Below are 25457 nucleotides of genomic sequence, written 5' to 3'. Positions count from 1 at the left end.
ATCACGAGGGCGCCGCCTCGGGACACTCCGCCGGTGTCCACCGCGCCGACAGGTCCCGGCAGACCACGAACAGCGTCCCCGGCCGGCAGGCGACCTCGTGGCTGCAGCCGTCGGGGTGCGGCAGCAGCTCGTCGAGGATCACCTCACCCAGGCCCGTCACGTCGCAGGTGTCCAGGAAGTCCGCCTGGAAACGCGAGACGCCCCGGTAGCGGACGACGAGGTCCTCCTCGTGCTTGAAGCAGTTGTGCCCGAAGCGCAGCTCCACCTCGCCCTCGCCGGTGCGGCGGGCCCACAGCGGCCGTAGGTCCTTCACGCACCGGCTCCCGGTGAACGCGTAGTGCCCGGGGTCGGTGGCGAAGGCCCGGGCGCCCGGCGGGAGGCGCTCCGCGAGGCCGGGCAGCCGCTCCAGGTACGGCTGCGGATCGATGACACCCGTCACCTCGCCGAAGCTCCCGTCGAGGTCGACGTACCTCACACCCCCGTCTCCGCCGCGATCCGGCCCGCCCGGACCGCCTTGACCAGGTCCTCGTGGTCCGCCTCGGTGCGGTCGGCGTAGGCGACCGCGAACGTGGCGACCGCCTCGTCCAGCTCCTCGTTCTTGCCGCAGTAGCCGGCGATCAGCCGGGGGTCCGCGCTGTGGCTGTGGGCGCGGGCAAGCAGGGCGCCGGTCATCCGCCCGTAGTCGTCGAGCTGGTCGGGGGAGAGCGCGGCGGGGTCGACGCTGCCCTTGCGGTTGCGGAACTGGCGGACCTGGAAGGGACGGCCCTGCACGGTCGTCCAGCCGAGCAGGATGTCGCTGACCACCTGCATGCGCTTCTGCCCCATGACCACCCGGTGGCCCTCGTGCGCCACGGGGCGGGTCTCGAACCCGGCCGTCGCCAGGTGCGGGACCAGTGCCGACGGGCGCGCCTCCTTCACCTGCAGGACCAGGCACTCGCCCCGGTGGTCGAGGAGCAGGACGACGTAGGAGCGGGTGCCGACACTGCCGGTGCCGACCACGCGGAACGCCACGTCGTGCACCGCGTGCCGGGCCAGCAGCGGGAGCCGGTCCTCGGAGAGCGTGGTGACGTACTCCTCCAGGGACGCGGCGACCGCCGCCGCCTCGTCCTCCGGCGTCTCGTTCAGCACCGGGGGTGCCGCCACGAAGCGCCGGCCGCCGTCCTCGGTGGACTCCGTCGACTTCGCCGCGAACCGGCCGCTGGTGTTGGAGCGCGCCTTCTCCGACACCCGCTCCAGGGTGCCGACCAGGTCATGGGCGTCGGTGTGGGAGACCAGCTCCTCGTCCGCGATGGCGTTCCACGCGTCCAGCACCGGCAGCTTGGCGAGCAGCCGCATCGTGCGCCGGTAGGCGCCCACCGCGTCGTGCGCCGCCTTCCGGCAGACGTCCTCGGACGCGCCGGTCTCCCGGCCGGCCAGCACCAGTGAGGCCGCGAGCCGCTTGAGGTCCCACTCCCAGGGGCCGAGCAGCGTCTCGTCGAAGTCGTTGAGGTCGATGACCAGACCGCCGCGCGGGTCGCCGTACAGGCCGAAGTTCGCCGCGTGGGCGTCGCCGCAGATCTGGGCGAGGACCCGGGTCATGGGGGTGCGCGCCAGGTCGTGGGCCATCAGGCCCGCCGAGCCGCGCAGGAACGCGAAGGGGGTGGCCGCCATCCGGCCGACCCTTATCGGCGTCAGCTCCTCGATCCGGCCGAGGTTGGACTCCTCGACCGCGGTGAGCGCGTCGGGACGGTCGGGGTCGAGGTCGAGCAGGGCGTGCGAGGCGCGCGGGACGCGCTCGCGCAGCGCCTTGCCCTCCTCCTTCGGGGTGTCCTTCACCGGCCACTCGGCGAAACCGGCCACCCGGGGCAGCCGCCGGGACACCGGCCGCCGCTCCTTGGCCCGAGCCGTCTCCGCCGCCTGAGCACCGCCGTCGTCCACAGCGACCGCCTCCCCCCGTACCCGGGCCGTCCCCGGCCCGCACGAACATCAACTCGTGCGACGGTACAGCGCGGGGCAGAGCCCGCGTCAGCCCCTGTGGACAAAGCCCGCCCTGTGGACAACTTCCCTACGGACGGGGCCCGTCCCGCCAGCACGACGGGCCCCGTCCCGTCAGCGCCACGGACCCTGTCCCGTCACCTCGGCCCGGCCGTCTCCCCCCGCCCGCCCGCCAGCGCCGTGAACGCCTCGACCACCAGCCGCAGCGACGCCTCGACGGCCGCGTCCCCGGCCGCACTCCGCGCGCCGGCACCGCCGTCCGTGCTCGCCGTCCCGGCGCCGCCCCGCCGCCCGGTCTCCAGGAAGGACAGGACGTCCTCCGCCCGCAGCGGCCGCCCGCCGTCGGGTCGGGGCAGGGCGTCGAGCAGCCCTTGCAGGGTGTCGAGCAACTGCCTCCGATCCGAGGCGGGTTCGCGTGTCATACCCCCAGGCTGCTGAAGAGTGGTCAAGGACCGTTCAAGGCACCGTCAACACCGGTGGCCGCGCCTGTTCAGAGGTGCAGGCGCCATCAACACCGGTGGCCGCGCCTGCTCGGCGGTGCAGACGCCGTCAACACCGGTCGCCGCGCCTGCTCGGCGGTGCAGGCACCGTCAACACCGGTCGCCGCGCCTGCTCGGCGGTGCAGGCACCGTCAACACCGGTCGCCGCGCCTGCTCGGCGGTGCCCGCGAGGATGAACCGGGCGACCGCCTCGGGCGCGTCGTGCATGGGGACGTGGCCGCAGCCCGGCAGGACCCGCGACTCGGTGCCCCGCGGGAGTTCGTCGAGGAACCGAGCCCGCCCGGCGCGCAGGACGGCGTCCCGGGAGCCGAACGCCACCCGCACCGGCACGTCGATCGCCCGCCCGCCGGTGAACCGGGTGGTGGAGACGGCCCGCCAGGTCGCCTCGAAGCCCGTCGCCCGCGCCATGTCCCGGGCGGCGGCCCGCGCGTGGGCGTAGGGCACGCGCCCGGGCCGGCCGTGGACACCCGCGAGCAGGGCGGCCCGCGTGGGCGCCGTCCGCAGCAGCGGCGCGGCCGGTCCGGCCAGCCAGGGTGCGGCCAGCCGGAAGGAGCGCAGCAGGAGCCGGGTGGTGAACGGGGTGGTCTCCCGCCACAGGCCCGCCGGCGAGATCAGGCTCAGCGTGCGGACCCGGCCGGCCAGGGCCAGCTCCAGGCCGACCCAGCCGCCCAGCGAGTTCCCCGCGACGTGCGCCGTGTCGATCCCCCGCTCGTCCAGGAACCTGCCGACGGCCTCGGCGAGCGCCCCCGCGGTGGGAGCCGTCCCGGGCGGCAGGGCGGGGCTGTCCCCGAACCCCGGCAGGTCCACGGCCAGCACCTCGTGCCGCGCGGTGAGCAGCCCCGTCACCGGGGCCCAGCACCGTCTGCCGCTGCCGATGCCGTGCAGCAGCACGAGCGGGGTCCCGGTGCCGTGACGGCTGTGCGCGAGCGGGGTGCTCATGCCGCCGCCCTGTCCGGGACCTCCGGGGCCGGTCCCACCACCCGGTCCACCAGTCCGGGGGCGGCGCCCAGGTACTGCGCCGGGTCCAGCAGGGCCTCCAGTTCGGCCGGGCCCAGATGCCGCGTCACCTCCGGGTCGGCGGCCAGCACGCGCGCGAGGCTCGTGCCCCGGTCCGCCGCCTCGTGCGAGGCCCGCGTCATCAGGGCCCGCGCCGGGCCCTTCCCGAGCAGCGGCGTCAGTACGGCCGCGACCCGCTCGGAGACGATCTGCCCGCCCGTCAGGTCGAGGTTGGCGCGCATGCGTTCGGCGTTGACGGTGAGCCCGGTCAGGAGTTCCGCCGCGGTGTGCGCCGAGCCGCCGGTCAGCCGCAGACACTCCCGCAGGGGCTGCCACTCCGCGTGCCAGGCGCCCGCGGAACGCTCGTCCTCGGCGAGCATCGTGCCGTACAGCACCGCGGCGAGCTGCGGCACCTGGAGCGCCGCCGAGCGCATCAGCGTGGCGAGCACCGGGTTGCGCTTGTGCGGCATCGCCGAGGACGCGCCCCGCCCGGCCACGGCCGGTTCGGTGACCTCGCCGACCTCGGTACGCGCCATCGACTGCACATCGACGGCGATCTTGCCCAGCGCGGTGGCGGCGAAGGCGCAGACCGCCCCGGTGTCGGCGACCGGGGTCCGCAGGACGTGCCAGGGCAGGGCCGCCGGGGCCAGTCCGGTCTCCCGCGCGTACGCCTCGACCAGGCGGTCGGCGTAGTCGTCGCCGGGGGTGCCGGCGTGCTCCAGGTAGCCGGCCAGGGTGCCGGCCGCGCCGCCCAGCTCGACGGGCACGGAGTCGGCCAACGCCTCGACGCGGCGCCTGGCTTCGTTCACCAGGTGCAGCCAACCCGCCGCCTTCAGACCGAAGGTGGTGGGTACGGCGTGCAGGGTGAGGGTGCGCCCGGCCATCGGGGTGGCGCGGTGCTCCCGGGCCAGCTCCTCCAGGGCCGCCGCGCACCGGTCGAGGTCGGCGCGGATCAGGGCGGCGGCCCGGCGGACGACCAGCATGGCGGCGGTGTCCAGGATGTCCTGGCTGGTGGAGCCGCGGTGTACGTACTCGGCGGCGGCCGGGTCCTCGGCGGCGACCGCCTCGGTCAGCGCCTTCACGAACCCGACGACGGGGTTGGCGGTCTCCCGGGCGGCCCGGGCGAGCGCGACGAGGTCCAGGCGGCCGGGGCGGGCGGCGGCCGTGATCGCCCGCGCGGCGTCCGCGGGCACGGTGCCCAGGCGGGCCTGCGCCCGTACGAGCGCGGTCTCGGCCTCGACCATCGCCGCGAGCCAGGCGGCGTCGGACACCGCCGCCTCCACGGGGGTGGCCGCCCGCACCGGCGACAACAGCCCGGAGTCCACCAGGGAGGTGAGGTCCGGGGGAAGTACGTGGGTCATGGCTGGTCCTCTTCTGAAACTGGTCGAAAGGAGCCCGTACCGCGGAAACCCGCGCCGGGCCGGAGCCCACACCGCAACGGAGCGCGACGGGAAGCCCGCGCCGCGACGGCCCACGCCGACAGGCCCGCACGGAGCGAACCCGCACGGCGACGAACCGCGCCGGAAGCAGCCCGAGCCACGACGGCGTCCCGCACGGCGACGCCGTCCCGCACACGCCATCCCGCACACGCCGGCCCGTGCCGAGCGAACCCGCGCCGCAACGGCCCCGGCGGGGAGGCCCGCGCCGCAACGGCCCCGAGCCGAGCGGAGATCGCGCCGCACCGGCCCAGGCCCATGCCGACAGGCCCGCGCCGCAACGGCCCGCGCCAAACGGAGCCCGCACCGCAATGCCGGCCCGCACCGCAATGCCGTCCCGCACGGCGACGGCCTGCGCCAAGCGGAGCCGCGCCCTTACGGACCCCGCCGGGAGGCGTGCCACAACGGCCCACGGCCGAGCGGAGATCGCGCCGCACCGGCCCGGCTCGGGAGAAGCCCGCGCCGCAAAGGCCCACGGCCGAGCGGCCCCGCGCCGAGCGGAGCCCGCGTCACGACGCCCCGCACCGCAACAGCCCCGCGCCGGACGGACCCCGCACCCGAAACCGCCGCCGCGCCGCAGGCACCCGCCCCCGCCCCCGCCCGCCGCAGGCGTCACGCCGCCGTCGGCTGCAAGCTGTCCCGCTGTTGCAGCACCGCGGCCAGCGCGGCCTGGGCGATGGCGTCGGAGTCGGTCAGGGTGACCGAGTTGACGCCCGGCCGGATGCCCGCCGCCGTCACCCAGTGCACCGACTCCGTCGGCACGCCGAACGCGTACCGGCGCGGGTGCGGGCGCCGGGCGGCATCCAGGAGCTGGAACGGGCGGGGAGTGACCGCGAGGCCCTCGGTGTAGATCCAGGTGCCGTTGCGGGTGGCGATCCGGTGCGGGGCGCACTGGCCGGTGTCCGTCAGATACCGCAGCAGCGGATCCTCGGTGCGGCTGAGCGTGATGTCGGGCAGCCGCGCCTCGATCAGCGCCTCGGTGCGGATCCGGGAACCCGGCACCAGCGGCGAGTGGGCGTGGAAGCCCTGCCTGTCGACGTCCACCTTCAGGTCGGGGCCGACGATGTGCAGCACGCCCGCCTCGATCAGCGCGGCCGCCTCCTCGATCCGCGACGCGGGCGGCCCGATGGACAGGAAGGCGTTCAGCGGCGTGTACCAGCGGTCCAGGTGCTCGCGGTGCGAGTCGCCGTGCAGCCCGCCGTGGTCGACCGCGAGCCGGATCTCGTTGCGCAGGTCGCGCAGCACGTCGAGGGCGGCCTTCAGCGGCCCGCTGACGTTGCCGCCCCGGGCCTCGGCGACGTCCTCGCGCAGATGGTCCAGGAGCCAGGCCGTGAAGTCCTCGGGACCGCCGAACTCCTGGTCCCGGTAGGGCCGGGCGAGCCGGTCCCAGTCCCAGCGGTCCTTCTCCCCGATCTCGTACGCGTCGAGCACCGTCTCCTCCGCGGACGTGCCCGGCAGCGCGAGCAGGAAGGCCCGCTGGAACGCCTCGCCCCGGTCCGCCCGGCCGCGCGCGGCCAGCAGGGTCCGGTAGTAGACGGTCTCGGCCTCCTTGGCGACCAGCGGCCACACGTCCCGCAGGAAGTCGGCGCCGTCCGTGCCGTGCGCGGCGCGCAGCCGGGCGATCCGGGCCGGGGTGAGCAGCAGCGGCTCGTGCCGGCCGTGCGGGCCCTTCTCGTTCTCGCCGCGCGCCTGGTAGGGCACCCCGCGCCGGGAGCCGGCGTACAGGCGGGGTTCGCGGCCCGAGGGCAGGTAGACCAGCCGCCCGCAGACGCGGGTGAAGCTGCCGCCGCGGCCCGTGGTGAGCAGGGCCATGTAGTCGAAGAAGTTCAGCCCGAGCCCGCGCAGCAGGACCGGCCTGCCCGGCTGGACGGCGTCCAGGTCGGCGTCGGCGGGGTTGGCGGGCGCCAGGTGGGTGTGGCCGTACTCGCGGGCCAGCCCGGCGAACTGCTCCTCCACCGCGGTGGGCCGGGCGGGCAGATGGCCCTGGGCCAGGACGACCGCGTCCAGGTCCGACAGGACGGCGCCGTTGTCCAGGGTGACCCGCTGGCGTGGCGGGTGGCCGGTGGCGAGGGCGGCGGCCTCGTCGTCGAGGGCGACCGCGCGGGCCCGGTGCCAGGTGACGGTCACCCGGTCCGGGGCGCCCTCGACGGCGCGGTCGAAGGCCCAGCGCAGGTAGTGGCCGTAGAACGCCCGGGTGGGATAGGTGTCGGGGCCCAGCGCCCGGGCCTCGTCGAGGATGTGGCCGGGACGGTGGCCGGGGATGTCCCCGGCCACCAGCAGTTCGGCCCAGGCGTGCAGGCTGGGGCCCGGTTCCAGGGGGCCGGTCAGCTCGACGCTGGCGTCGGTGAACACCGAGATCTGTCCGGCCACCGTGTTCATCAGCAGGTGCGCGGACTGGCTGGTGCGCCAGACCTGGCCGGCGCCGGGCGCGGCCGGGTCGACGACGTGGACGCGGATCGCGGTGTCGGGGGCGGCGGCACGGGCGCCGGCGCAGAGCCGCTCGATCACGGAGAGGCCCCGCGGTCCCGCGCCTATCACGCACACGGTGTGCTGTTTGGTGGTCATGTCAACTGTCCGTCCTGCTGGATACGGGGCTCTGGGCGGGACACGGCAAAGGAATCGGCAGAGGGCTCGGCAAGGAACTCGGCAGACTCGGCAAAGGGATCGGCAAAGGGCTCGGCAACGCGCTCGGCGCAGGGCTCGGCAAGGAACTCGGCGGAGGTCTCGACCGGGGCGTCAACAGGAGCAGGCACGGGCGGCACCGGCCGCCACCGCACCGCGACCGCCGCGACCATCCGGCTCCCGACCACCGCGCAGCGCCCCTCGGTACCCGGCGCCGGGCCGCGCACCACACGCAGGACCACCGGCTCCGCCGGGTCCGCCCCGGCCGGCGGCTCCTCCCACTCCAGGTCCACGGACTGGAAGGAGACGCCGTCCTGACTGTCCGGCGGCAGCGCCTTGTACAGCGCCTCCTTGACGCAGAACAGCCGCAGCACGGCACGGGCCGGGTCGGCCGCCCCGCGCAGCCGCTCCCGCTCGCGCGGGGTGCACACGTAGTGCTCGGCCAGGAGCAGTTCCGCGCCCGTGGCCAGCGGTTCGATGTCGATGCCGAGTCCGACCCCGCGGTCGGGCCCGGCCACGCACAGGGCGACCCGGTTGGTGTGACTGAGCGACCCGGCGACCCCGTACGGCCAGCGCGGCGCCCCGCGGGCGTCGGCGTCCAGCCATCGGGGCACGCCGGTCAGCGCGGCGATGGCGCGGGCCGCGGCCAGCCGGCCCGCGGTGAAGGTCTCGCGGCGCAGCGGCGCGGTGTAGCCGCTCAGCAGACCACGGGTCGCCGCGGGCAGCTGTACGAACTCCAGTTCGCCGGTGTGCGCCTGTGCCGCGACCACGGGCGGCTCGAACAGCGCCGCCACCGCGCCCAGGTCGACGGGCTCGTGCGCACCGCTCGCCGGCACCCGCGCCGGGGCCGGGAGCAGGGCGCTCACCGCAGGGCCCCGATCGGGGTACGGGTCAGCCGCGCGACCGCGTTGCGCACCACGAGCCGCCCGGTGTGCCCGGCGTTGGTCATGATCGACTCGGGGTGGAACTGGACCGCGGCGAACTGGTGCCCGGGCGCCTCGACGGCCATCGCGACCTGCCCGTCCTCGGTGGCCGCCGTCACCCGCAGCGCCTCGGGCAGCCCGGCCGGGTCGGCGTACAGCGAGTGGTAGCGGCCCACGGTGAAGCTCTTGGGCAGCCCGTCCAGCAGCAGCGAGTCGGCCTCGGTGCGCCGGACCCGGGACGGCTTGCCGTGCACCGGCTCGGGCAGCACCCCGAGGGTGCCGCCGAGGTACTCGACGATCCCCTGCAGGCCCAGGCAGACACCGAAGACCGGGATGCCGAGCCGTTCGGCCTCGGCGAGCGTCGCCGCGGTGCCGAAGTCCGAGGGCGTGCCCGGTCCCGGCGAGAGGACCACCAGGTCGGGGCGCTGCTCGGCGAGGAGCGGCAGATGGCCGCCGCTGCGGTAGGTGCCGACCTCGGCCCCGGTCTCGCGCAGATAGCCGGCCAGGCAGTGCACGAACGAGTCGCGGTGGTCCACCAGCAGGATCCGCCGGCCCGCGCCGGGCCCCTCGGAAACGCTCGCCCGGGCGGCGCGCACCACGGCGGGCGGCTCGTCCAGGACGCCGAGCAGCGCCTTCGCCTTCAGCTCGGTCTCCAGCTCCTCGTCCTCGGGCGAGGAGTCGTGCAGCAGGGTCGCCCCGGCGCGGACGGTGGCCACCCCGTCGTGCAGGTGGATGGTGCGCAGCGTCAGCACGGTGTCCAGGTCGCCGTCGAACCCGATCCGGCCCACCGCTCCCCCGTACCAGCGGCGCGGGGAACGCTCGTGCCGTTCGACGAACTCGATCGCGGACAGCTTGGGCGCCCCGGTGACGGTGACCGCCCACAGGTGGGCGAGGAAGGCGTCCAGCGCGTCCCGGTCGGGCCGCAGCTCACCCTCGACGCGGTCCACGGTGTGGATGAGCGTGGAGTACGTCTCGATACGGCGGCGGGCGGTGACCCTGACGGTGCCGGGCAGGCACACCCGGGACTTGTCGTTGCGGTCGACGTCCGTGCACATCGTCAGCTCGTGCTCGTCCTTGGACGAGTTGAGCAGGGTGCGGATGCGCTCGGCGTCCTCCAGGGCGTCCCGGCCGCGGGCGATGGTGCCGCTGATCGGGGAGGTCTCGACGAGCGCGCCGGCGCCCGGACGGCCGGTGACCCGGACGAACATCTCCGGGGACGCCCCGACCAGGTACTCGTCCCGGGCGAGGTTCATCAGCAGGCTGTGCGGGGCGGGATTGCGCTCGCGCAGGGTGCGGAACAGCTGGGACGGCCGGCGCGTCACGACCCGGTGGAAGGACTGGCTGGGCACGACCTCGAACAGGTCGCCGGAGCGGAACAGCGGCCCGGCCTTCTCCACGACGCGCGCGTACTCGCCGGGCTCGTGGTCCCGTTCGGGGGCGTGCGCCGCGGGCACGAAGCGGCGGGCGGGGGTGCGGCGGTCGAGGCCGTCGGTGCGCCCGGCGCCGATCCGGAACTCGTAGTCGTGGCGGATCGCGTCGTCGGCGGCCAGGTCCAGTTCGTAGACGGTGTCGGGCAGGTGCAGCACCATGTCCCGGTCGCCGGGGGCGCGGTGCCGGGTGAGGGCCACCGGGTCGACCTGGAAGATCAGGTCGTAGCCGAAGGCGCCCCACAGGCCGAGCAGCGGGTCGTCGGGCAGGGCCAGCCCCTGGACCAGGGAGCGGATCGCGGCGAACACGCCGACCCGCCGGGTGCGGTCCTCCTCCGCGAAGGTCCCGTCGGGGACGCCGCCGCGCATCCGCACGGTGCAGCCGTCCGCCTCGACGTGTCCGCCGGGGCCGGCCGCGTCCGAGAACAGGGCCAGCAGGGCGGGCAGCAGGACCCGGCCGCGCTCGTTGAGCGCGGTGGCCCGTATCTCCGGGCCGGTCGCGGTGATCTCCAGGGGCGGATCGGTGTAGCCGACGATCCGGTCGGGGCCGCGGAACATCAGCATGCCGCGGCGTTCGTCGAGGGTGTCCTCCAGGGCGGTGCGCAGGACGGCGGCTGAGCCGAGGGTCTCGGTGACGCGGACGACCTCGACTCCGGCCGGAGTCGTCCACCGCCCGGACGGGGCTGCCCGGCCGGTGAGCGGCCGGGTGGTTTCCAGCAGGGGCATGCCCCAGATTCCTTTCTCGAACCCGGCGGTGGCCGGGGGCTGGGAAGGTGACGGCAGGCCCCTGAGAGGCCCGGCGGTACGGCGCGCGGTCAGGCTTCGGCGGTACGGCGCGCGGTCAGGCTTCGGCGGTCCACACGGCGTCGGCCCGGCCGGAGCGCACATGGGTCCAGCCCAGGCTCAGCTCGTTCGGCCGGCACACGAACGCGACCCGCGCGCCCGCCGCCGTCAGCCGTTCGGCGAGCGCCGAACGGGCGGTGCGGTCGGCGGCCGGCAACCGCTTGCCGGGCGCCACGGCGACCAGGTCCAGCGGTACGGCGGCGGCGAGCGCCGCGACGGCGCCGACCACCTCCGCCACGGCCTCCTCGGCCGGCTCCGGCGCACGGACGAGCAGCCCGAGCCCGGCACCGGGCCGTTCGGCCCGCAGCGCCCGCAGCCGCTGCCCGGCCGCCGCGAAGTCGTCGTCGGCCGCCACCAGCAGCGGGCCGTCGTGACCGGCGGGCACGGGTTCCCCGGCGGCGAGGAGCAGGGCGTCACCCGGAGCCGTGGAGGCACCGGGAGCACCGGAGGCGACCAGCGCGGGCACCGGCCCCTCGGGCAGGGCGGTCACCCCGTCGCCGATCTTGGCGAGCTGCGGATCGAGCCGCAGCAGTACGTCGGCGGCGGACTGGCCGGTGCGGGTCAGCAGCCGCAGCATCAGCGTGGCCGGGTCCAGCGCGCGGTGCTCCTCGGGGTGCGACCACATCCGCAGGCTCGCGAACGCGGCCTGCTGCACGGACTCCACGATCGGGCGGCGGGCCGCCTCGTACGCGGCGAGCGTCGCCTCCAGGTCGTCGCCCTCACCGTGCCCGGCGAGCCGCCGGGCCAGCTCGACCGCGTCCTCCAGCGCCATCGTGGTGCCCGAGCCGACGGAGAAGTGCGCGGTGTGCACGGCGTCGCCGAGACCCACCAGACGGCCGGTGGACCAGGCGGTGGCGGAGATGTGCGGGAAGGTCAGCCAGCGCGAGCCGTTGCCGAGCAGTTTCGCCCCGCGCAGGTGCTCGGCGAAGACCTCCGCGCAGAACTCCATGGCCTGTTCGTCGTTCCAGCCCGGCGGCCTGGTGTGGCCCTCGGTGAAACCGGCCCGTTCCCAGGCCTGTTCGCCCAGCTCCACCAGGAACGTCGAGCGGTCGGGCCCGTACGGGTAGACGTGGGCGCCGACCGGCCCGTACGCGCTGTCGGCGAACAGGAACGTCATCGCGTCGAAGGCGCGGTCCACCCCGAACCAGGCGTACCGGCCGCCGGCGGGCACGATCCCGGCCCGGAACCGGTCGGCGTACGCGGCCCGGGTACGGCTGCCGGAGCCGTCCGCCGCGACCACCACGTCGTACCGTTCGAGCAGGTCGGCGGCGTCGGCCTCGGTGCCGAAGTGCAGCCGGGCGCCGGCCTCCTCGGCCAGCTCGTTCAGCGCGGTGAGCAGGGCGCGCCGTTCCACGGCGGCGAAGCCGTGGCCGGAGGAGCGGATCCGCTCGCCGTCCCGGCGCACCTCCACGTCGTCCCAGCGGGCCCCGCGGTCCAGCAGCGCGGCGACCACGTCGGGCGCGGCACGGCGCAGCCGGGCCAGGCTGAACCGGGAGAAGACCACACCGAAGCCGTAGGTGGCACCGGCCGGGCTGCGTTCGAAGACGTCGACCTCGTGACCGCCGAGGCGGCGCAGCAGCAGGGCCAGCATCAGCCCGCCGGGCCCGGCGCCTATGCAGGCGACTCGCACGGCGCTCACGCTCCCCGTTCCGACGGCGGCACCGGGGCGGCGCCCGGCATCCCGTCGGCGAACCGCTCCCGCAGCTTGCGGCGCAGGATCTTGCCGGCCGCGCTGCGCGGGATCTCGGACACGAACTCGATCCGCACCGGCCGCTTGTAGCTGGCCAGTTCACTGGCGCACGCCTTCAGCAGCCCGGCCGCGGAGACCTCCTCGCCCTCGGCGACGACGAACGCGACGGGCACCTCGCCCCACTCCTCCGACGGCGCGCCCACGACGGCCGCGTCGGCGACCCCGCGCTGCCCGCCGAGAACCCGCTCGATCTCGGCCGGGTAGACGTTCTGCCCGCCGCGGATGAGCACGTCGTTGATCCGGTCGACCAGGTAGAGATAGCCGTCGGCGTCGGAGTAGCCGAGGTCGCCGGTGCGCAGCCAGCCGTCGCGCAGGGTCGACTCGGTGGCCGTGGGGTTGCGCCAGTAGCCGCGCATCAGACCGTCGCCGCGGACGCACACCTCGCCGATCTCGCCGGGCGGCAGCGCCTTGCCCACCTTGTCCTGCACCTCGATGTGGCAGCCCGGCAGCATCCGGCCCGCCGACCGCAGCCGCAGCTCACGGGCGGTGGCGTCGGCACCGTGGTCCTCGGCCCCGCCGAACAGCACGGTGGCGATCGGACCGCCGCCCTCGGTGATGCCGTAGATCCCGCGGAAGGCGCACGGGAAGCGCTCCAGGGACTCGCGCAGCAGCTCCTCCGGCATCGGGGCGCCACCGAACATCACGTCCACGAGGGTGGACAGGTCGGTGGAGTCGAACGCCTTGGTGCGCATCGCGAAGCGGACCATCGACGGCACCAGGAAGGCCCGGGTCGCACCGCGCTGCTCGGCCTCGGCGAGGAAGCGCTGCGGGGCGAACTCCCGCTGGAGCACCAGGGTTCCGCCGGCCGCGAGCAGGGCCAGGCCGATCACCATGGAGCCGTGGAACAGCGGGCACGGGTTGAGCATCACGTCGTCCGCGGTGAACCGGGCCTCGGCGGCGAGCGCCGTGTAGCAGGCGGACACCGAGCGGTGGGTGACCGCGACGCCCTTGGCCCGGCCGGTGGTGGCCGAGGTGTGCAGGATCGCGCAGAGGTCGTCCATGTGCGGCAGCGGCAGCGCACGGCGCGGGGTGGCGAGCAGCTCCTCGTAGGCGGGGCTGTCCAGGGCCAGGCGCCAGCCGTCGCCGAAGGCGTCACCGAGCCGGTCCAGCACCCCCTGCTCGGCGATCACCCCGCGCGGCGCGGAGTTGGTGACGACGTGCTCGACCTCGGGTGCGGGGAAGGAGTGGTTGACGGGGCAGACGATCGCCCCGGCCTTGCCGGCCGCGATGTACAGCTCCAGCACCTCGACCCGGTTGGGCGAGCTGACGACGAGACGCTCACCGGGGCCGATCCCGCGGTCGATCAGCGCGGCGGCCAGCGCGTCGGTCCGTTCGTCCAGTTCCCGCCAGGTCAGCGAGAGCCGCTCGTCGGCGACGGCGAGCGCGTCGGGGCGCTGTCCGGCGTGCCGCCGGACGAAGTGGGCCATCCACATCAGCGGGCCTCGCTCACGGAGGCGCCGCGCGCGGTGAGCACCTGGTCGATGCCCTCGATGGTGTGCAGCGCGGTCAGTTCGTCGTCGTCGAGCGGGTTGCCGGTGCGCTCCTCGATGGCGAGCGCGAGCCGGATCAGATCACCGGAGTTCAGTCCGGCGGTCGTCAGGTCGTCCTCCCGCCCGATCCCGTCGAGCAACTCGGGCAGATCGACGAACTCCAGCAACAGGGCATGGCCCGGGGTCAGATCGGACATGGGTGTCCCCTCGAAGTAGTGGGGTGATCGGTGCATACGAAAGAAAGGGGCCCGGCGGGACCCGGGTGGCCATGGGGCCCGCCGGGAGATGGGGTACTGCTCACATCGGGGGGTCGATCAGCTCCCTAGGAGCGGGGGCTGCATCGATGTGCGGCTCCGCCGCGGGGCGCGACCGGCCACGACGGCGCGGCAGACGATCAGCGACCGACGTCAGCGGGCTCACGCCCCGGCGTCTTCACCGTCCCCCCACCGGGGGCGACGTCGTCCTCGCCTTCACTGAGTCCGAACCGCTCATAGACCCGCGTAAGCGGCCGAGGCGCCCACCAGTTGTAGCGGCCGGCGAGCCGCATGAACGCCGGCACGAGAATGCCCCGCACAAGCGTCGCGTCCATCAGCACGGCCAACGCCAGCCCAAGCCCCAGCAGCTTCATGTACGTGATCCCGGACACCAGGAACGACGCGAAGACCAGCGCGATCAGCGCGGCCGCAGCCGTCACCAGACCACCCGTCCGCTGAAGCCCCAGCGCCACCGCCCGCGTGTTGTCGCCACCCCGGTCGTACTCCTCCTTGATCCGCGAGAGCAGGAACACCTCGTAGTCCATGGAGAGCCCGAAGGCGACGCAGAACATCATGATCGGGGTCGTGGCGACGATCCCGTCGGTGACGGTGAAGTCCCCGGTCAGCCACATCAGGTTGCCGTCCTGGAACACCCACACCATCGCGCCGAACGTGGCCGTGAGGCTGAGCAGGTTCAGCGCGAACGCCTTCACCGGCATCAGCACACTGCCCGTCATCAGGAACAGCAGCACGAACGTGGAGACGGCGATCAGCAGCAGCGCCCACGGCATCCGGTCGGTCAGCGAGGTCATCGTGTCCTTGAAGGAGGCGGCGGTACCCGCGACCTTCACGTCCTCGAACGGCGCCTTCGCGTCCCTGACGTCGACGACCAGGTCCTGGCCCTCGTCGGTGTAGGCGCCGACCTCCGGGATCACCGAGAGCCAGGTGCCCTCGCCCTTCTCGTACCGCTCGTTGATCGCGCCGGCCGGGGCGATCTGCTCGCCGTCGGTGTAGGAGCCGGTCAGGGCGTCCACCCGGGCCACGTTGTCGAGCTTCGACAGCTCCTCGGCGTAGGCCGCGACGTTCTTCTCGCGGTCGGCCGCGGGGCCGGCGTTCTCGGTGACGACCATGAGCGGTTCCATCTCACGGGCCGAGTAGTCCTCGACGAGGACCGTGCCCACCTGGTGGGCCTCGGCGTCCGCGGGCAGCGTCCGCTCGTCGGCGAGGTTGAGCTTGATCCCGAGGAACGGCGAACCGAGCAGCAGCAGCACCACGATCACACCGGTGGCCAGCGGCAGCGGCCGGCGCATCACCAGCGTGGCGAGCCGGTGCCAGAAGCCGCTCTCCACCGACTTCTCGGGCTTCCTGCGGTTCCAGGACCACTTGTTGATCCGGGTGCCGATGACCGCGAGCAGCGCCGGCAGCAGCACCAGCGCCGCGAGCACCGCGAAGGCGACGACCGCGATACCGGCGTAGGCGAAGGAGCGCAGGAAGTACATCGGGAACAGCAGCAGCGCGGAGAGCGACAGCGCCACGGTGATCGCCGAGTACAGGACGGTACGGCCGGCGGTGCGCAGGCTGATGCCGATGGCGTCGTTGACGGCGGCGCCCTTGTTCAGCTCCTCCCGGTACCTGCTGACCACGAACAGGCTGTAGTCGATGCCCAGTCCGAGTCCGAGGCCGGTGGTGAGGTTCATCGCGAAGACCGACACGTCGGTCAGCTCCACCAGCACCCGCAGCACACCGAGCGCGCCGATGATGGCGACGATGCCGACGGCCAGCGGCAGCAGGGCGGCGATGACCCCGCGGAAGATGAAGACCAGCAGGATCAGGGTGAGCGGCAGCACCAGGGTCTCGGCGAGGACGAGGTCCTCCTGGGTCTGCGTGTTCATCTCGGCGTACGCCTCGGCGCGTCCGCCGAACCGGATCTCCAGGCCCTCGAAGCCGTCCTCGTAGTGCGGGCGCAGATCGGCGAGGTAGTCGTCGACCTCGTCCTCGTTGCCTTCGAGGTGGGCGAGGACCAGCGCCGAGTCCGACTTCTCGGCACGCAGCGACGGAGCCTTGTCCAGGGTCCAGTAGGAGGCGGCCTCCTGGACGCCGGGCTCGGCGGCGAGCTTCTCGGTCAGCTCGGCGCCCCTGGCCGCGGTGTCCGCGTCGTCGGCCCCCTGCGGGGTCTTCACCAGCAGCACCAGGTTGGGCTCACCGGTGCCGAACTTCTCGCTGAGGATCGCGTTCGCCTGCGTCGACGGGGCGTCGGGCACCTCGTAACCACCGGAGGACAGCTTGCTGTTGACGGCGCCGCCGAGTCCTCCGGCCACGACACAGAACAGCAGTCCCAGCCAGAGAACCAGCTTCCGGCGGCCGGTCGCCAAGGCGGCCAGCTTGTTGAACATCGGTATTCCTCCAGAGATGACGGGGCGGGGCGTCGCCCCGATGGGGGGATGTCAGTCGCCCGCACACTCAGGCGGGGGTGCGGGCGGCGGGGAGTTGACGGCAGTCGACGCGGACGTGTCCGCCGAAGTCGCAGGCGTGCTCCGCCAGCGACTCGTCCACGGACCGGTCCCAGGCCAGGAGCCGGTTGTGCACCGAACCTCGGGTGAAGTCGGCGAACTCTGGGTGGGTGGCCCGGTGCCGGGAGCCGAGGTACGCCAGCACCGGGTCCAGGAGCAGCCAGCGGCCCTCCTCGAACACCTCGGTCCAGGCGTGCTCGACCCCGACCAGACCGAGCAGGAAGCCCCGGCGGGTGCGGGCCCGTACGCCCGCCTCCTCGGCCCACTGCTGCATCTGCCAGGCGGCGACGACACAGTCCACGGTGCGGTGCCCGATCGCGGCGGCGGGACGGGCCCGCAGCGCCTCGGGCACCCAGCCGTACTGGTACTCGCCGGAGACCAGCCGGGCGAGCAGCTCGTCGTGGATACGGCGGACGGTGTCGGTGCGCGGCGCGTCCCGGTGGCCCCGGGTGGTCACCTCGGCCAGCATCGAGCCGGGCCGCCCGTCCTCCCTGGCCCACTCCGTCAGCCGGCCCTCGTACAGCTTGGGGGCGGGGACGGCCGGGTCGGCGGGGGCGGTGCAGCCGGGTGCCGAGCAGACGGCGGTGAGCCTGAGCCGGGTGACCCGCTCGGCCGTCCACTGCTCGGGCTGCCCGGCCGCCAGCCGCATGCACTGGCGTTCGCCCAGCTCGGCCAGGGAGCGGCCGAGGCCGGCCCGGAGGCCGAGGTTGCGCACGTCGTGGGAGTCGTAGAACAGCCCGTCACCGGTCTCCACAGCGGGAAAGCCGGCGCCGACCAGGGTCTCCAGGACGCCCTCGTCCACGGCGAGTTCGCGGGCCGCCTCCTGGTGGGGGAGGTGCGCGGAGCGGAACTCGGCCGGTACCTGCACCAGCCGTTCCACCGCCGGCAGCCAGTGGGACCACAGTTCCTGCGCCGTGGTGGTGCGGCGCGGCGGTGCCGAGGTCATCGTTCCTCCCCTGCCGCGGCCAGCACCGGCAGATCGCCCGCGGCCAGCCGGCGCGCCACCTCCAGCCGCTTGACCTTCCAGGTCGCGGTGTGCGGGATGTCGTCCCAGCGGCACTGCACGGGCGCGGCCAGCTCGGGCAGTCGGGCGACCGCGCGCCGCCAGGCGGCGAGGTCGAGGGGGGCGTCGCCGCGGGTGACGACGAGGGGGACCGCCGGGCCGTCGGCCATCGGGATGATCACGGCCTCGGTGAGCTGCGGCAGCGCCTCCAGGATGTCGTCCTCGGCCGCCAGCAGGCTCTGCACGCCGCTGCCCCGGTCCACGATCCGGTCGAACAGGTGCAGACAGCCGCGGTCGCTGACCAGGCCGTAGTCGCCCATCGCCCACCAGCCGTCGACCCGCTGGTCGGGGGAGCCCAGATAGCTGGGGGTCACTCCGGAGGAACGGGCGAAGATCTGGCCCGCGGTGCCCTTGGCGGCCTTGCCGCCCTCGTCGTCCAGCACCCGGATCCTGGTGTGGCCGATGACTCCCCGGCCGACGCAACGGCCGTCGTCACAGCGGCTCTTGAGCTTGTGCGACTTGACGGTGACCGGCCCGGTCTCGGTCTGCCCGTACGCCTGCATGTAGCGGGCGCCGGGCCGGGCCGCGCCCAGCAGGGTGCGGATGGTGCGCGGGTGGGCGGCGTCGAAGGAGCTGACGAACAGCCTTGTCTGCGCGAACAGTTCGGGCTGCCGCTCGGCGACCTCCTCCCAGCGGATGAACGCGTTCGGCACGGTCTCCACGACCCCGGGACGCACCGCGGCGAGCAGCTCGGCCGCGTTCTCGGGGCCGGTGTCGGTGAGGAAGCCCAGCGGCAGGCCGAGCGCGAGGATGGCGAGCATCCCGGACATGCAGCGGGCGTGCACTGGCGACAGGCACATCAGGTACGGGTCGCGGACCCGCAGTACCTTGCCGATGGTGATCTGCGGCCGGGCGTGCCCGGCGAAGCTGTGCACGGAGTGCAGCACCAGCTTGGGCACCCCGGTCGTGCCCGAGCTGTGGGTGACCAGCTGCGGGGTGTCCTCGCGGGGCACCTCGGCGGGCGGCACCTCGCCGCGCGGGGCGTCCAGCAGGGACAGCCCGTGCTCGCCCCGCTCACCGACGTACCAGCGCGGCAGCTCGGGGTCGACGGAGTCCAGCACACCGGCCGACTCGGTGGTGACGTCGGTCAGGACGGCGGCCGGGGCGGCCCGCCCGGTCATGACGCCGAGCGACTGGAAGCCGACGGCCGAGTGCACCAGCACCGGAACGGCGCCGATCCGGGCGCAGGCGAACCCCAGCAGCGGGATGTCGAAGTTGGACTGCTTGACGATCAGGATGCGCTGACCGCGGGTCACCCCGGCCCCCGCCAGCAGGGCCGCGGCCTCCTCGACCATGCGGGCGAAGTCCGCGTAGTCGAAGAGCCGGCCGGCCTCGGGGAACAGGTCCAGGGCACGGTCGAGACGGATCGGCACCGGGCCGTGCCGGCGGGCGGCCTCGGCGGGGGCGGTGGCCAGCGCGAGCCGGCGGTTCACGCGGGCCATCACGCACCCCCCGCCTTCGCCGCACGGCGCTGAAGGTGCTCGGTGATGTGGGCCAGCAGCGCGTCGTACGACGAGAACGCCTCCGTCGGCTGGTCCAGGTCCCACTCGATGCCGAAGGCGTCCTCGACGTCGGCGAGCAGCCGCATGAACCCGGCCGAGGCGAGCCCCAGGTTCCACAGCGACGTCGTCCGCGCGGCGGGGTCCTCCAGCGGCAGCGGAGCACCGACCGCGTTCTCCAGCAGGCCGCGCAGGTGCTCCGCGACCGTCGTGCTGTCGTTCATGTCTCCTCCAGTGACGGCCCGCGGAGATGCGCAGGCACTTTTTTTGGGGGCGCGGGGAACTGCGCGACAAGCCACGACGGCTCCGCAGCCGGCAGACGACCGGTCCGTCCCCGCCCAACCGGCGGAGCTCTACGCCGCCGTGTGCACCACGCGCTCGTTCCCGCTGTTCTCCTCGAACCCGCGCAGGGTGCGCAGGTAGTAGAGGAGGTACTCGGCCAGCTCCTCCTCGCCCGTGGGCGCGAAGGACGCGTCGTCCCCGCAGACCGCCGCGGTGTTGGTCAGGTCGAACCGCTTGTTGTGGCGCAGGTAGGACCGGTAGAAGGTCATGCCCCCGTCGAGGGCCTCGTCGATCGCGGTGAACCCGTCGCGGTCGTCGACCCACAGCGGCTCGCGCAGCCCGATCAGTTCGAAGATCTGGGTGACCATGTCCCGGACCCTCGGCCCCTCGGAGTTGCCGAGGTGGAAGTAGGTCTCGGGGGAGTCCGACAGCGCGATGGCGACGGCGTTGCGGGCGACGATGTCGACCGGCACCAGGTTGACGACGGTGTCGGGGTCGGCGAGCAGCCGGACCCGGGCGTGCGACAGGAAGGTGCCGAGCTTGCGGGCGGCGGTCTTCTTGAAGACCAGCACCTGACGGGCGAAGCCGTACATGCCCGACCAGTTGAGCCCGTGGCGGGTGATGCTGTGGCCGATGACCACGGTGGGCCGCAGGATGCGGATGCGCAGCTCGTCGCCGGCGGCCTCCTCGACGAGGGCCTCGGCCCGCATCTTGGTCTGCTCGTAGCAGTTGTTGGCGACCGACCGGTCGGTGACCGGGCCCTCGGCGATCAGGCCGGTGCGGGAGCCGGCGACGTAGGCGGTGGAGACGTAGTTGAAGGTGCGCGCGCCGACCGTGCGGGCGAGGGCGAGGACGTTGGCGGTGCCCTGGACGTTCTGCGCCTCGATCTCGGTGCGGTACTCCTCCTCGTAGCGCAGCGAGGCGGCGCAGTGCCAGACCTCGTCGACGGGAGGCAGCTCGGAGACGTCGGCCGCGCAGCCGTCGACGGTCATGTCGCCGTGCACGGCGACGGTCCGGCGCAGGATCTCGGGGTGCAGGTCGGAGCGGCCGTAGCCGTCCGCCATCGCCGAGAGGGTGTCGTGCAGCCGCTGCGTCGCCTCGGCGTCGTCCTTGCCGCGGACCAGTGCGATGACGGGGTCGTCGGTCTTGTCGAGCAGTTCGAGGACCACGGCTCCGCCGACGAAGCCGGTGGCCCCGGTCAACAGACGTGTTGTCATGAGTACTTGTCTCCAGCGTCGATGTGGTGCTGCGGTGGTGCAGCGGAAGTGGTGTCGGGGCGGGGCGGGGCCGGGCGGACGGGCAGGGGGCCGGCGGATCCGGGGTCTCCGGGCCCGGCCGCCCCGTGTCGCCCGTCCGGCTACGCGCCGGTGACCGCGGTGGTGGTCTCGGCCGCGCTGCGCGCCTCCAGCTCGTGTACGAACTCGGAGACGGCGGTCTGGAAGCCCTGCGGGTCGTCGAAGAACGGAACGTGGCCGGCGCGCGGGAGGGTGACGGCGCGGCTGTCGGGGATGCGGGCCAGCGCGTCCTCGACGACGGACTCGCTCCAGGCGAAGTCGCCGTCGCCGTTGATGATCAGCGTGGGCGGGACGAGGCGGGCGAGCTCCTCGGGGTCGTCCTCGATCTCCAGGGAGGCGAGCAGGTTCTCCCGGATGGAGCCGACGGAGAGCAGGGACAGGAAGTTGTCCTTGAGCGCCAGGTAGGCCGGGGTGCCGCCCTCGTGGATCATCTGGTCCGGGAAGACCAGCGGGTAGAGGTGGCCGAACAGCTGCTGGGTGCCGCCGGACTCCAGGCTCGCCAGCCAGGAGCGGCTGACCAGCTTGCGGCGCAGGGTGCCGTTGGGCGAGAACGCCGGGCCCACCAGGACCAGGCCGGCCACGCGCTCGGGGTACTTGAGGGCGAACTCCCGGGCGATGAGCGTGGATATGGACGTGCCGACCAGGTAGGTCTTCTCGATGCCGAGGTGGTCCAGCAGGCGGCGCACGTCCTCGACGTGGTCCTGGAACGTGACCGGCTCCGGGCCCGGGTTGGAGGCGCCCTGGTTGCGCAGGTCGTAGTGGACGAGCCGGAAGTCGTCGGCGAGGGCGGTGGTGAAGTTCCGCCAGATCGGGCTGACGATGTAGAAGTTGTTCAGCAGGGTCACCGCCGGGCCCTCGCCGCTGTCCTCGTAGTACAGCTCCCCGCCACCGGGCAGGCCGAGCGCGGAGTGGTTGAGGTAGCGGACGTCGAGCTGGCCGAACTGCTGGTCCGTCATGGGGTCTCCTTGGATGGTTCGTTCGGACGTGCGACGGGGAGCGATCCGGACGGGCGACCGTCGCCGTCGTCCAGACTCCTTCGACCCGTTCAACACCCGCGCAAGGCGTGTCCAAGAGCGGGAAAACCTGCTGGTCAGAGCCGTTTCTCCGGGGTTGCACGGACGCTGCTTTCGACCGGCCCCACCCGACCGGGACACCCGCGCCGAACCGGCCACCGAATCCCCCGCCCGGGCAGGGCGGAACGGCCGGGCCGCCGAACCTCCCGACAGCGCCCGAAGGGACGGCCCGGACCCCGGACCTCCCCACCGCACCCGAAGAGACAGCCCGCAACCCGGACCTCCCCACCGCGCCCGAAGAGACAGCCCGCAACCCGGACCCACCGCCCCCTCCGCCCCCTCCGCCCGTAAAGCCCTCACCGCCCCGTTCACCGCAGCCCGCTCTGCCGCACCGGCGTGAGTGCCGCCCGTACGGGGCGCCCGCAGCCCGGGACGAACGGCTCGGCGGTGGCGGGCCCGGCAGGGGCGGGTTCGGCGGGGGCGGGCCCGGCCGGCGGTACCGCTCGCACGCCCTCCGCCGCGTGCGCGAGGACCCCGGCCCGGACCAGCTCCGGCACCTGGAAGGTGGCCGAGCCGTCCGGTGCGGCGTCGGCGAGGACCAGGACGTGCCGGTCCAGCAGCCGCCCCACGACCGACTGGGCGCTCCAGGTGTCGAGTTCGAGGACCTCTTTGACGTCCTCGGTGTCGAAGGGCCCGGGACCGGACCCGGCGAGCAGGAACACCGACCTGCGCAGCCAGGGCGCGAGCCGGGCCAGGGCGCTGTCCGCGCGGGCCAGCGCCGCACCGGAGTCGTCCTGGAGTTCGACGACCAGCCGCTCGTCGTCGAGGAGCCCGGCGGCGAGGTCGCTCAGCGTCCACATCGGCCGGGCCGCGTACAGCTCGCCCACGGCCCGCAGCATCAGCGGATGCCCGCCGAGCCGCCCGACCACGTGCCGCAGCGCCGGCCGGTGTCCGGTGACGCGCTCCTCGCCGACCAGGCGGACGAAGAACCCGGTGGCGTCCTCGGTGCCGAGCGGCCCGAGTGTCAGGCGCCGGGCACCGGGCAGCCCCGACAGCCGGACCCGGGAGGTCACCAGGGTGAGGCAGGTCTCGCCGCCGGGCAGCAGCGGCAGCACCTGGTCGGGTCCCGCCGCGTCGTCGAGGAGGACGAGCAGGGACCGTTCCCGGGCGGCGGCCCGGAACAGCGCGGCGAGCCCCTCGGTGTCCTCGGGCTGCCGGGGCCGGCCGATGCCGAGCCCGTCCAGCAGGGACCGCAGGACCGCCTCGGGGGCGCGCGGCCGGTCGGCCGAGTCGTGCAGGGACGCGTACAGCAGCCCGTCGGGGAACCGTCCGGCCAGGGTCCGGGCGGCCCGTACCGCGAGGGCGCTCTTGCCCACGCCGGCCGGCCCGAGCACGGTCAGCACCTGGGGTCCGGGGCCCGCGAACGGCTCCTGGATGCGCGCCATTTCCTGCTCGCGCCCCGTGAAGTCGGATATTTCGAGCGGCAGTTGGTCCACCGACGGAGCGGCGGGCGCCGCGGGCGCCGGGACGGGGGCGGCGGGCCGCCTCGGAGCGGCCGGTTCCGGCTTGGCCGCGGGCGGCAGGACCTCGCGCAGTATGTCCTGCTGGAGCTGGCGCACCCGCTCGGAGGGTTCGATGCCCAGTTCGTCCACGAGCCGCTGGCGCAGCCGGAGATAGGCGTCGAGGGCGGTGCTGCGCTGCCCGGAGCGGTGGGCCGCGATCATCAGCTGGGCGGTGAAACGCTCGTCGAGGGGCTGGTCCACGGTGAGCCGGCGCAGCTCCGCCACCAGCGCCTGGTGGCGGCCGAGCTGGAGGTCGGCCTCGATGCGCAGTTCCAGCGCGCCGAGCCGGGCCTCGGCGATCTGCGCGATCCGCGCGGTGAGCAGCGGGCCGGCCTCCAGTCCGGCGAACGGCTCCCCGCGCCACAGGGCGAGCCCCTCGCGCAGCAGCCGGGCGGCGTCCTCGGGAGCGTCGGCGGCGAGCGCGCCGCGGGCACGGGCGACGCGCCGCTCGAACTCCCACAGGTCCAGCTCCCCGGGGCCGGCCGTCAGCCGGTAGCCGCCGGGGCCGGTCTCCAGCCGGTCCCCGCCGGCGTCGGTGCTGCCCTTGAGCGCCTGGCGCAGTTGGTAGATGTAGGTCTGCACGGTCTTGCGGGCGAGCCGGGGCGGCTCCTCGTCCCACAGCTCCTCGACGAGGGCCTGGGTGGTGACCAGGTGGTTGGCGTCGAGCAGCAGGACGGCCATGGCGCGGCGGGCCATCGGCGCGGTGAGGGTGCGGCGCTCGCCGCCGACGTGGATCTCCAGCGGGCCGAGCACCTTGATGCGCAGGTCGGACAGTCCGGCGGTGGTGGCGGTCATGGCTTCCTCCTGCGGCCGGCGGCCCGGTCCCGGTCCCGTGCGGCGGGGCGCGGTGCCTGGTTCTGGAGCGGCAGCGTCCGGGTGGAGACCAGCCGGCCGGGGCAGGCGGACTCCGGCGGCAGTCCGCCGGGCAGCAGCAGGCCGAGGAAGTGTTCGACGGTTCCGTAGCGCGCCGTCGGTGCGGCGCCGGTGTTCGCGCTCACGGCCGGGCTCCGGTGTTCGCTGCGGGCTGGTGGTCCATGGCGCGGCGCTCCTTCCGGAACTCGCTGGGGGTGACCCCGTACCGGCCGCGGAAGAGGCGGCTGAAGTGGGAGGCCCCGTAGAGGCCGGCCCGTTCTCCGATCAGGGCGACGGGCAGGTGGTCCAGGGTGTGGTCGGCCAGTTCGGACCGGCAGCGGGCGAGCCGCTCGTCGCGGATCCAGCGGGCCGGGCTGACGCCGAACTCCTGGAAGATCTTCTGCAGGTAGCGCAGGGAGATGTTGTGCCGGCGGGCGACCTCGACGGGGCTCAGTGTCGGCTCCGCCAGGTGCTCGCGGACATGGGCCTGGATCCGCAGCATCAGGGCCTGGCGGGCGATCTCGCTGTCGGCCGCGACCTCGCGCATCCGCTCGGCGAAGAGGACGGCGGTGAGGCCGGCGACGCTCGCGCCGAGCAGGTCGACGGCCGTCTCCACCTCCTCGCCGTGCCGGTCGAGCCCTTCCAGCAGGCTGCTCAGCAGGGCGGCGGCACCCTGGTCGCCGCTCCAGGCGCGGGCGGTCAGCCGCCGGCTGTCGTCGGCGGTCAGCCCGACCAGGGAGTGCGGCACCAGGACGTCGACCATCCGGAACTCCTCCGGCATGATCACCTTGAACGGGCGCCCGGTGTCGAAGGAGATCAGCTGCGGCGTGCGTACGACGCCGTGCCGGCCGTCCTGGAACACCCAGACCTCGCCGTGCAGCGGCCGGCACATCCGCAGCCGGGACCGCTCGCCGTCGCCGATGAGCCGGGCGGGCCTGACCAGTTCGCGCGGGCCGCCCTGCACGAGGGAGACGGTGACCTCGCCGAAGCGATGCCTCACCGCCGTCCCCTCCAGGACGTCCTCGTGGCTCTTGACGATCTGCAGGCCGCCGCGCGGGGCGGGCGGCGGATCGGCGGTGCACCGGCGCGTCTGCCGGGCCCTCACCTCACTGACACGTTGCATCGCGTACCCCCTGTACCGATGTCAGAAGCTCTCGATAAGCACC

The 25457-nt window shown here is 74.2% G+C and carries 20 protein-coding genes; all 20 read right to left on the bottom strand.

The window, feature by feature from the left end; all coding sequences use genetic code 11:
* Position 1: 1 nt before the first annotated feature.
* Entirely contained in the window at positions 2-475 is a 474-nt protein-coding gene (locus ABT296_RS03420) for a hypothetical protein (RefSeq protein ID WP_351922673.1), read from the bottom strand.
* A complete protein-coding gene (locus tag ABT296_RS03415; protein ID WP_351922672.1) occupies positions 472-1917 on the bottom strand; it encodes a DUF2252 domain-containing protein in 1446 nt (481 codons plus the stop codon). The genes ABT296_RS03420 and ABT296_RS03415 overlap by 4 nt, the downstream gene beginning before the upstream one ends.
* Positions 1918-2111: 194 nt before the next feature.
* Positions 2112-2396: a hypothetical protein gene (locus ABT296_RS03410; protein WP_351922671.1), complete on the bottom strand. Its 285-nt coding sequence runs from the start codon at positions 2394-2396 to the stop codon at positions 2112-2114.
* A 168-nt stretch (positions 2397-2564) separates the two neighbouring features.
* A complete protein-coding gene (locus ABT296_RS03405) occupies positions 2565-3413 on the bottom strand; it encodes an alpha/beta fold hydrolase (protein WP_351922670.1) in 849 nt (282 codons plus the stop codon).
* Positions 3410-4831, bottom strand: coding sequence for a nitrosuccinate lyase (locus ABT296_RS03400; protein ID WP_351922669.1), 1422 nt, complete (start codon positions 4829-4831; stop codon positions 3410-3412). Before ABT296_RS03400 ends, ABT296_RS03405 begins: the two co-directional genes overlap by 4 nt.
* A 687-nt stretch (positions 4832-5518) precedes the next feature.
* Positions 5519-7471 (bottom strand): L-aspartate N-monooxygenase, encoded by a 1953-nt coding sequence (locus tag ABT296_RS03395; RefSeq protein WP_351922668.1) that lies wholly within the window; start codon positions 7469-7471, stop codon positions 5519-5521.
* Positions 7468-8394, bottom strand: a complete 927-nt coding sequence (locus ABT296_RS03390) for a 4'-phosphopantetheinyl transferase family protein (protein ID WP_351922667.1) — start codon at positions 8392-8394, stop codon at positions 7468-7470. Before ABT296_RS03390 ends, ABT296_RS03395 begins: the two co-directional genes overlap by 4 nt.
* The gene (locus ABT296_RS03385; protein WP_351922666.1) at positions 8391-10604 is read right to left on the bottom strand and encodes an anthranilate synthase component I; all 2214 of its coding nucleotides are present in this window, start codon (positions 10602-10604) and stop codon (positions 8391-8393) included. Before ABT296_RS03385 ends, ABT296_RS03390 begins: the two co-directional genes overlap by 4 nt.
* A 115-nt stretch (positions 10605-10719) precedes the next feature.
* A complete protein-coding gene (locus tag ABT296_RS03380) occupies positions 10720-12360 on the bottom strand; it encodes an FAD-dependent monooxygenase (RefSeq protein WP_351922665.1) in 1641 nt (546 codons plus the stop codon).
* Positions 12357-13898, bottom strand: a complete 1542-nt coding sequence (locus tag ABT296_RS03375; protein WP_351922664.1) for a class I adenylate-forming enzyme family protein — start codon at positions 13896-13898, stop codon at positions 12357-12359. Before ABT296_RS03375 ends, ABT296_RS03380 begins: the two co-directional genes overlap by 4 nt.
* Positions 13899-13903: 5 nt before the next feature.
* Positions 13904-14158, bottom strand: coding sequence for a phosphopantetheine-binding protein (locus tag ABT296_RS03370; RefSeq protein WP_351922663.1), 255 nt, complete (start codon positions 14156-14158; stop codon positions 13904-13906).
* Between the two features lie 197 nt (positions 14159-14355).
* Positions 14356-16608, bottom strand: coding sequence for an MMPL family transporter (locus ABT296_RS03365; protein WP_351922662.1), 2253 nt, complete (start codon positions 16606-16608; stop codon positions 14356-14358).
* A gap of 67 nt (positions 16609-16675) precedes the next feature.
* Positions 16676-17671 (bottom strand): transglutaminase-like domain-containing protein, encoded by a 996-nt coding sequence (locus ABT296_RS03360; protein WP_351922661.1) that lies wholly within the window; start codon positions 17669-17671, stop codon positions 16676-16678.
* Complete coding sequence (locus ABT296_RS03355) at positions 17668-19230, bottom strand: class I adenylate-forming enzyme family protein (protein ID WP_351922660.1); 1563 nt, start codon at positions 19228-19230, stop codon at positions 17668-17670. Before ABT296_RS03355 ends, ABT296_RS03360 begins: the two co-directional genes overlap by 4 nt.
* Positions 19230-19511: a hypothetical protein gene (locus ABT296_RS03350; RefSeq protein ID WP_351922659.1), complete on the bottom strand. Its 282-nt coding sequence runs from the start codon at positions 19509-19511 to the stop codon at positions 19230-19232. Before ABT296_RS03350 ends, ABT296_RS03355 begins: the two co-directional genes overlap by 1 nt.
* Before the next feature lie 129 nt (positions 19512-19640).
* Positions 19641-20786, bottom strand: a complete 1146-nt coding sequence (locus tag ABT296_RS03345; RefSeq protein ID WP_351922658.1) for an SDR family oxidoreductase — start codon at positions 20784-20786, stop codon at positions 19641-19643.
* 140 nt (positions 20787-20926) lie between these two features.
* Positions 20927-21820, bottom strand: a complete 894-nt coding sequence (locus ABT296_RS03340) for an alpha/beta fold hydrolase (protein ID WP_351922657.1) — start codon at positions 21818-21820, stop codon at positions 20927-20929.
* Between the two features lie 425 nt (positions 21821-22245).
* On the bottom strand, positions 22246-24234 hold the full coding sequence (locus ABT296_RS03335; protein ID WP_351922656.1) for an AfsR/SARP family transcriptional regulator: 1989 nt from the start codon (positions 24232-24234) through the stop codon (positions 22246-22248).
* Positions 24231-24437, bottom strand: coding sequence for a hypothetical protein (locus tag ABT296_RS03330; RefSeq protein WP_351922655.1), 207 nt, complete (start codon positions 24435-24437; stop codon positions 24231-24233). The genes ABT296_RS03335 and ABT296_RS03330 overlap by 4 nt, the downstream gene beginning before the upstream one ends.
* Positions 24434-25414 carry a helix-turn-helix domain-containing protein gene (locus tag ABT296_RS03325; RefSeq protein WP_351922654.1) on the bottom strand — a complete coding sequence of 327 codons (981 nt, stop codon included), beginning with the start codon at positions 25412-25414 and terminating at the stop codon, positions 24434-24436. Before ABT296_RS03325 ends, ABT296_RS03330 begins: the two co-directional genes overlap by 4 nt.
* Positions 25415-25457 lie beyond the last annotated feature (43 nt).

It is taken from the genome of Streptomyces sp. NPDC000983, from assembly GCF_040299205.1.
Classification (GTDB): domain Bacteria; phylum Actinomycetota; class Actinomycetes; order Streptomycetales; family Streptomycetaceae; genus Streptomyces.
Note: the sequence above shows the minus strand (reverse complement) of the source record. Positions and strands in the feature narration are given on the sequence as shown.

What these genes read in the sequence shown, in the direction of transcription:
- ABT296_RS03325 (WP_351922654.1), bottom strand. Translation starts at nt 25,414, where the DNA reads ATGCAACGTGTCAGTGAGGTGAGGGCCCGGCAGACGCGCCGGTGCACC.
- ABT296_RS03340 (WP_351922657.1), bottom strand. Translation starts at nt 21,820, where the DNA reads ATGACGGACCAGCAGTTCGGCCAGCTCGACGTCCGCTACCTCAACCAC.
- ABT296_RS03355 (WP_351922660.1), bottom strand. Translation starts at nt 19,230, where the DNA reads ATGGCCCGCGTGAACCGCCGGCTCGCGCTGGCCACCGCCCCCGCCGAG.
- ABT296_RS03375 (WP_351922664.1), bottom strand. Translation starts at nt 13,898, where the DNA reads ATGGCCCACTTCGTCCGGCGGCACGCCGGACAGCGCCCCGACGCGCTC.
- ABT296_RS03345 (WP_351922658.1), bottom strand. Translation starts at nt 20,786, where the DNA reads ATGACAACACGTCTGTTGACCGGGGCCACCGGCTTCGTCGGCGGAGCC.
- ABT296_RS03385 (WP_351922666.1), bottom strand. Translation starts at nt 10,604, where the DNA reads ATGCCCCTGCTGGAAACCACCCGGCCGCTCACCGGCCGGGCAGCCCCG.
- ABT296_RS03395 (WP_351922668.1), bottom strand. Translation starts at nt 7,471, where the DNA reads ATGACCACCAAACAGCACACCGTGTGCGTGATAGGCGCGGGACCGCGG.
- ABT296_RS03410 (WP_351922671.1), bottom strand. Translation starts at nt 2,396, where the DNA reads ATGACACGCGAACCCGCCTCGGATCGGAGGCAGTTGCTCGACACCCTG.
- ABT296_RS03405 (WP_351922670.1), bottom strand. Translation starts at nt 3,413, where the DNA reads ATGAGCACCCCGCTCGCGCACAGCCGTCACGGCACCGGGACCCCGCTC.
- ABT296_RS03400 (WP_351922669.1), bottom strand. Translation starts at nt 4,831, where the DNA reads ATGACCCACGTACTTCCCCCGGACCTCACCTCCCTGGTGGACTCCGGG.
- ABT296_RS03370 (WP_351922663.1), bottom strand. Translation starts at nt 14,158, where the DNA reads ATGTCCGATCTGACCCCGGGCCATGCCCTGTTGCTGGAGTTCGTCGAT.
- ABT296_RS03365 (WP_351922662.1), bottom strand. Translation starts at nt 16,608, where the DNA reads ATGTTCAACAAGCTGGCCGCCTTGGCGACCGGCCGCCGGAAGCTGGTT.
- ABT296_RS03360 (WP_351922661.1), bottom strand. Translation starts at nt 17,671, where the DNA reads ATGACCTCGGCACCGCCGCGCCGCACCACCACGGCGCAGGAACTGTGG.
- ABT296_RS03350 (WP_351922659.1), bottom strand. Translation starts at nt 19,511, where the DNA reads ATGAACGACAGCACGACGGTCGCGGAGCACCTGCGCGGCCTGCTGGAG.
- ABT296_RS03335 (WP_351922656.1), bottom strand. Translation starts at nt 24,234, where the DNA reads ATGACCGCCACCACCGCCGGACTGTCCGACCTGCGCATCAAGGTGCTC.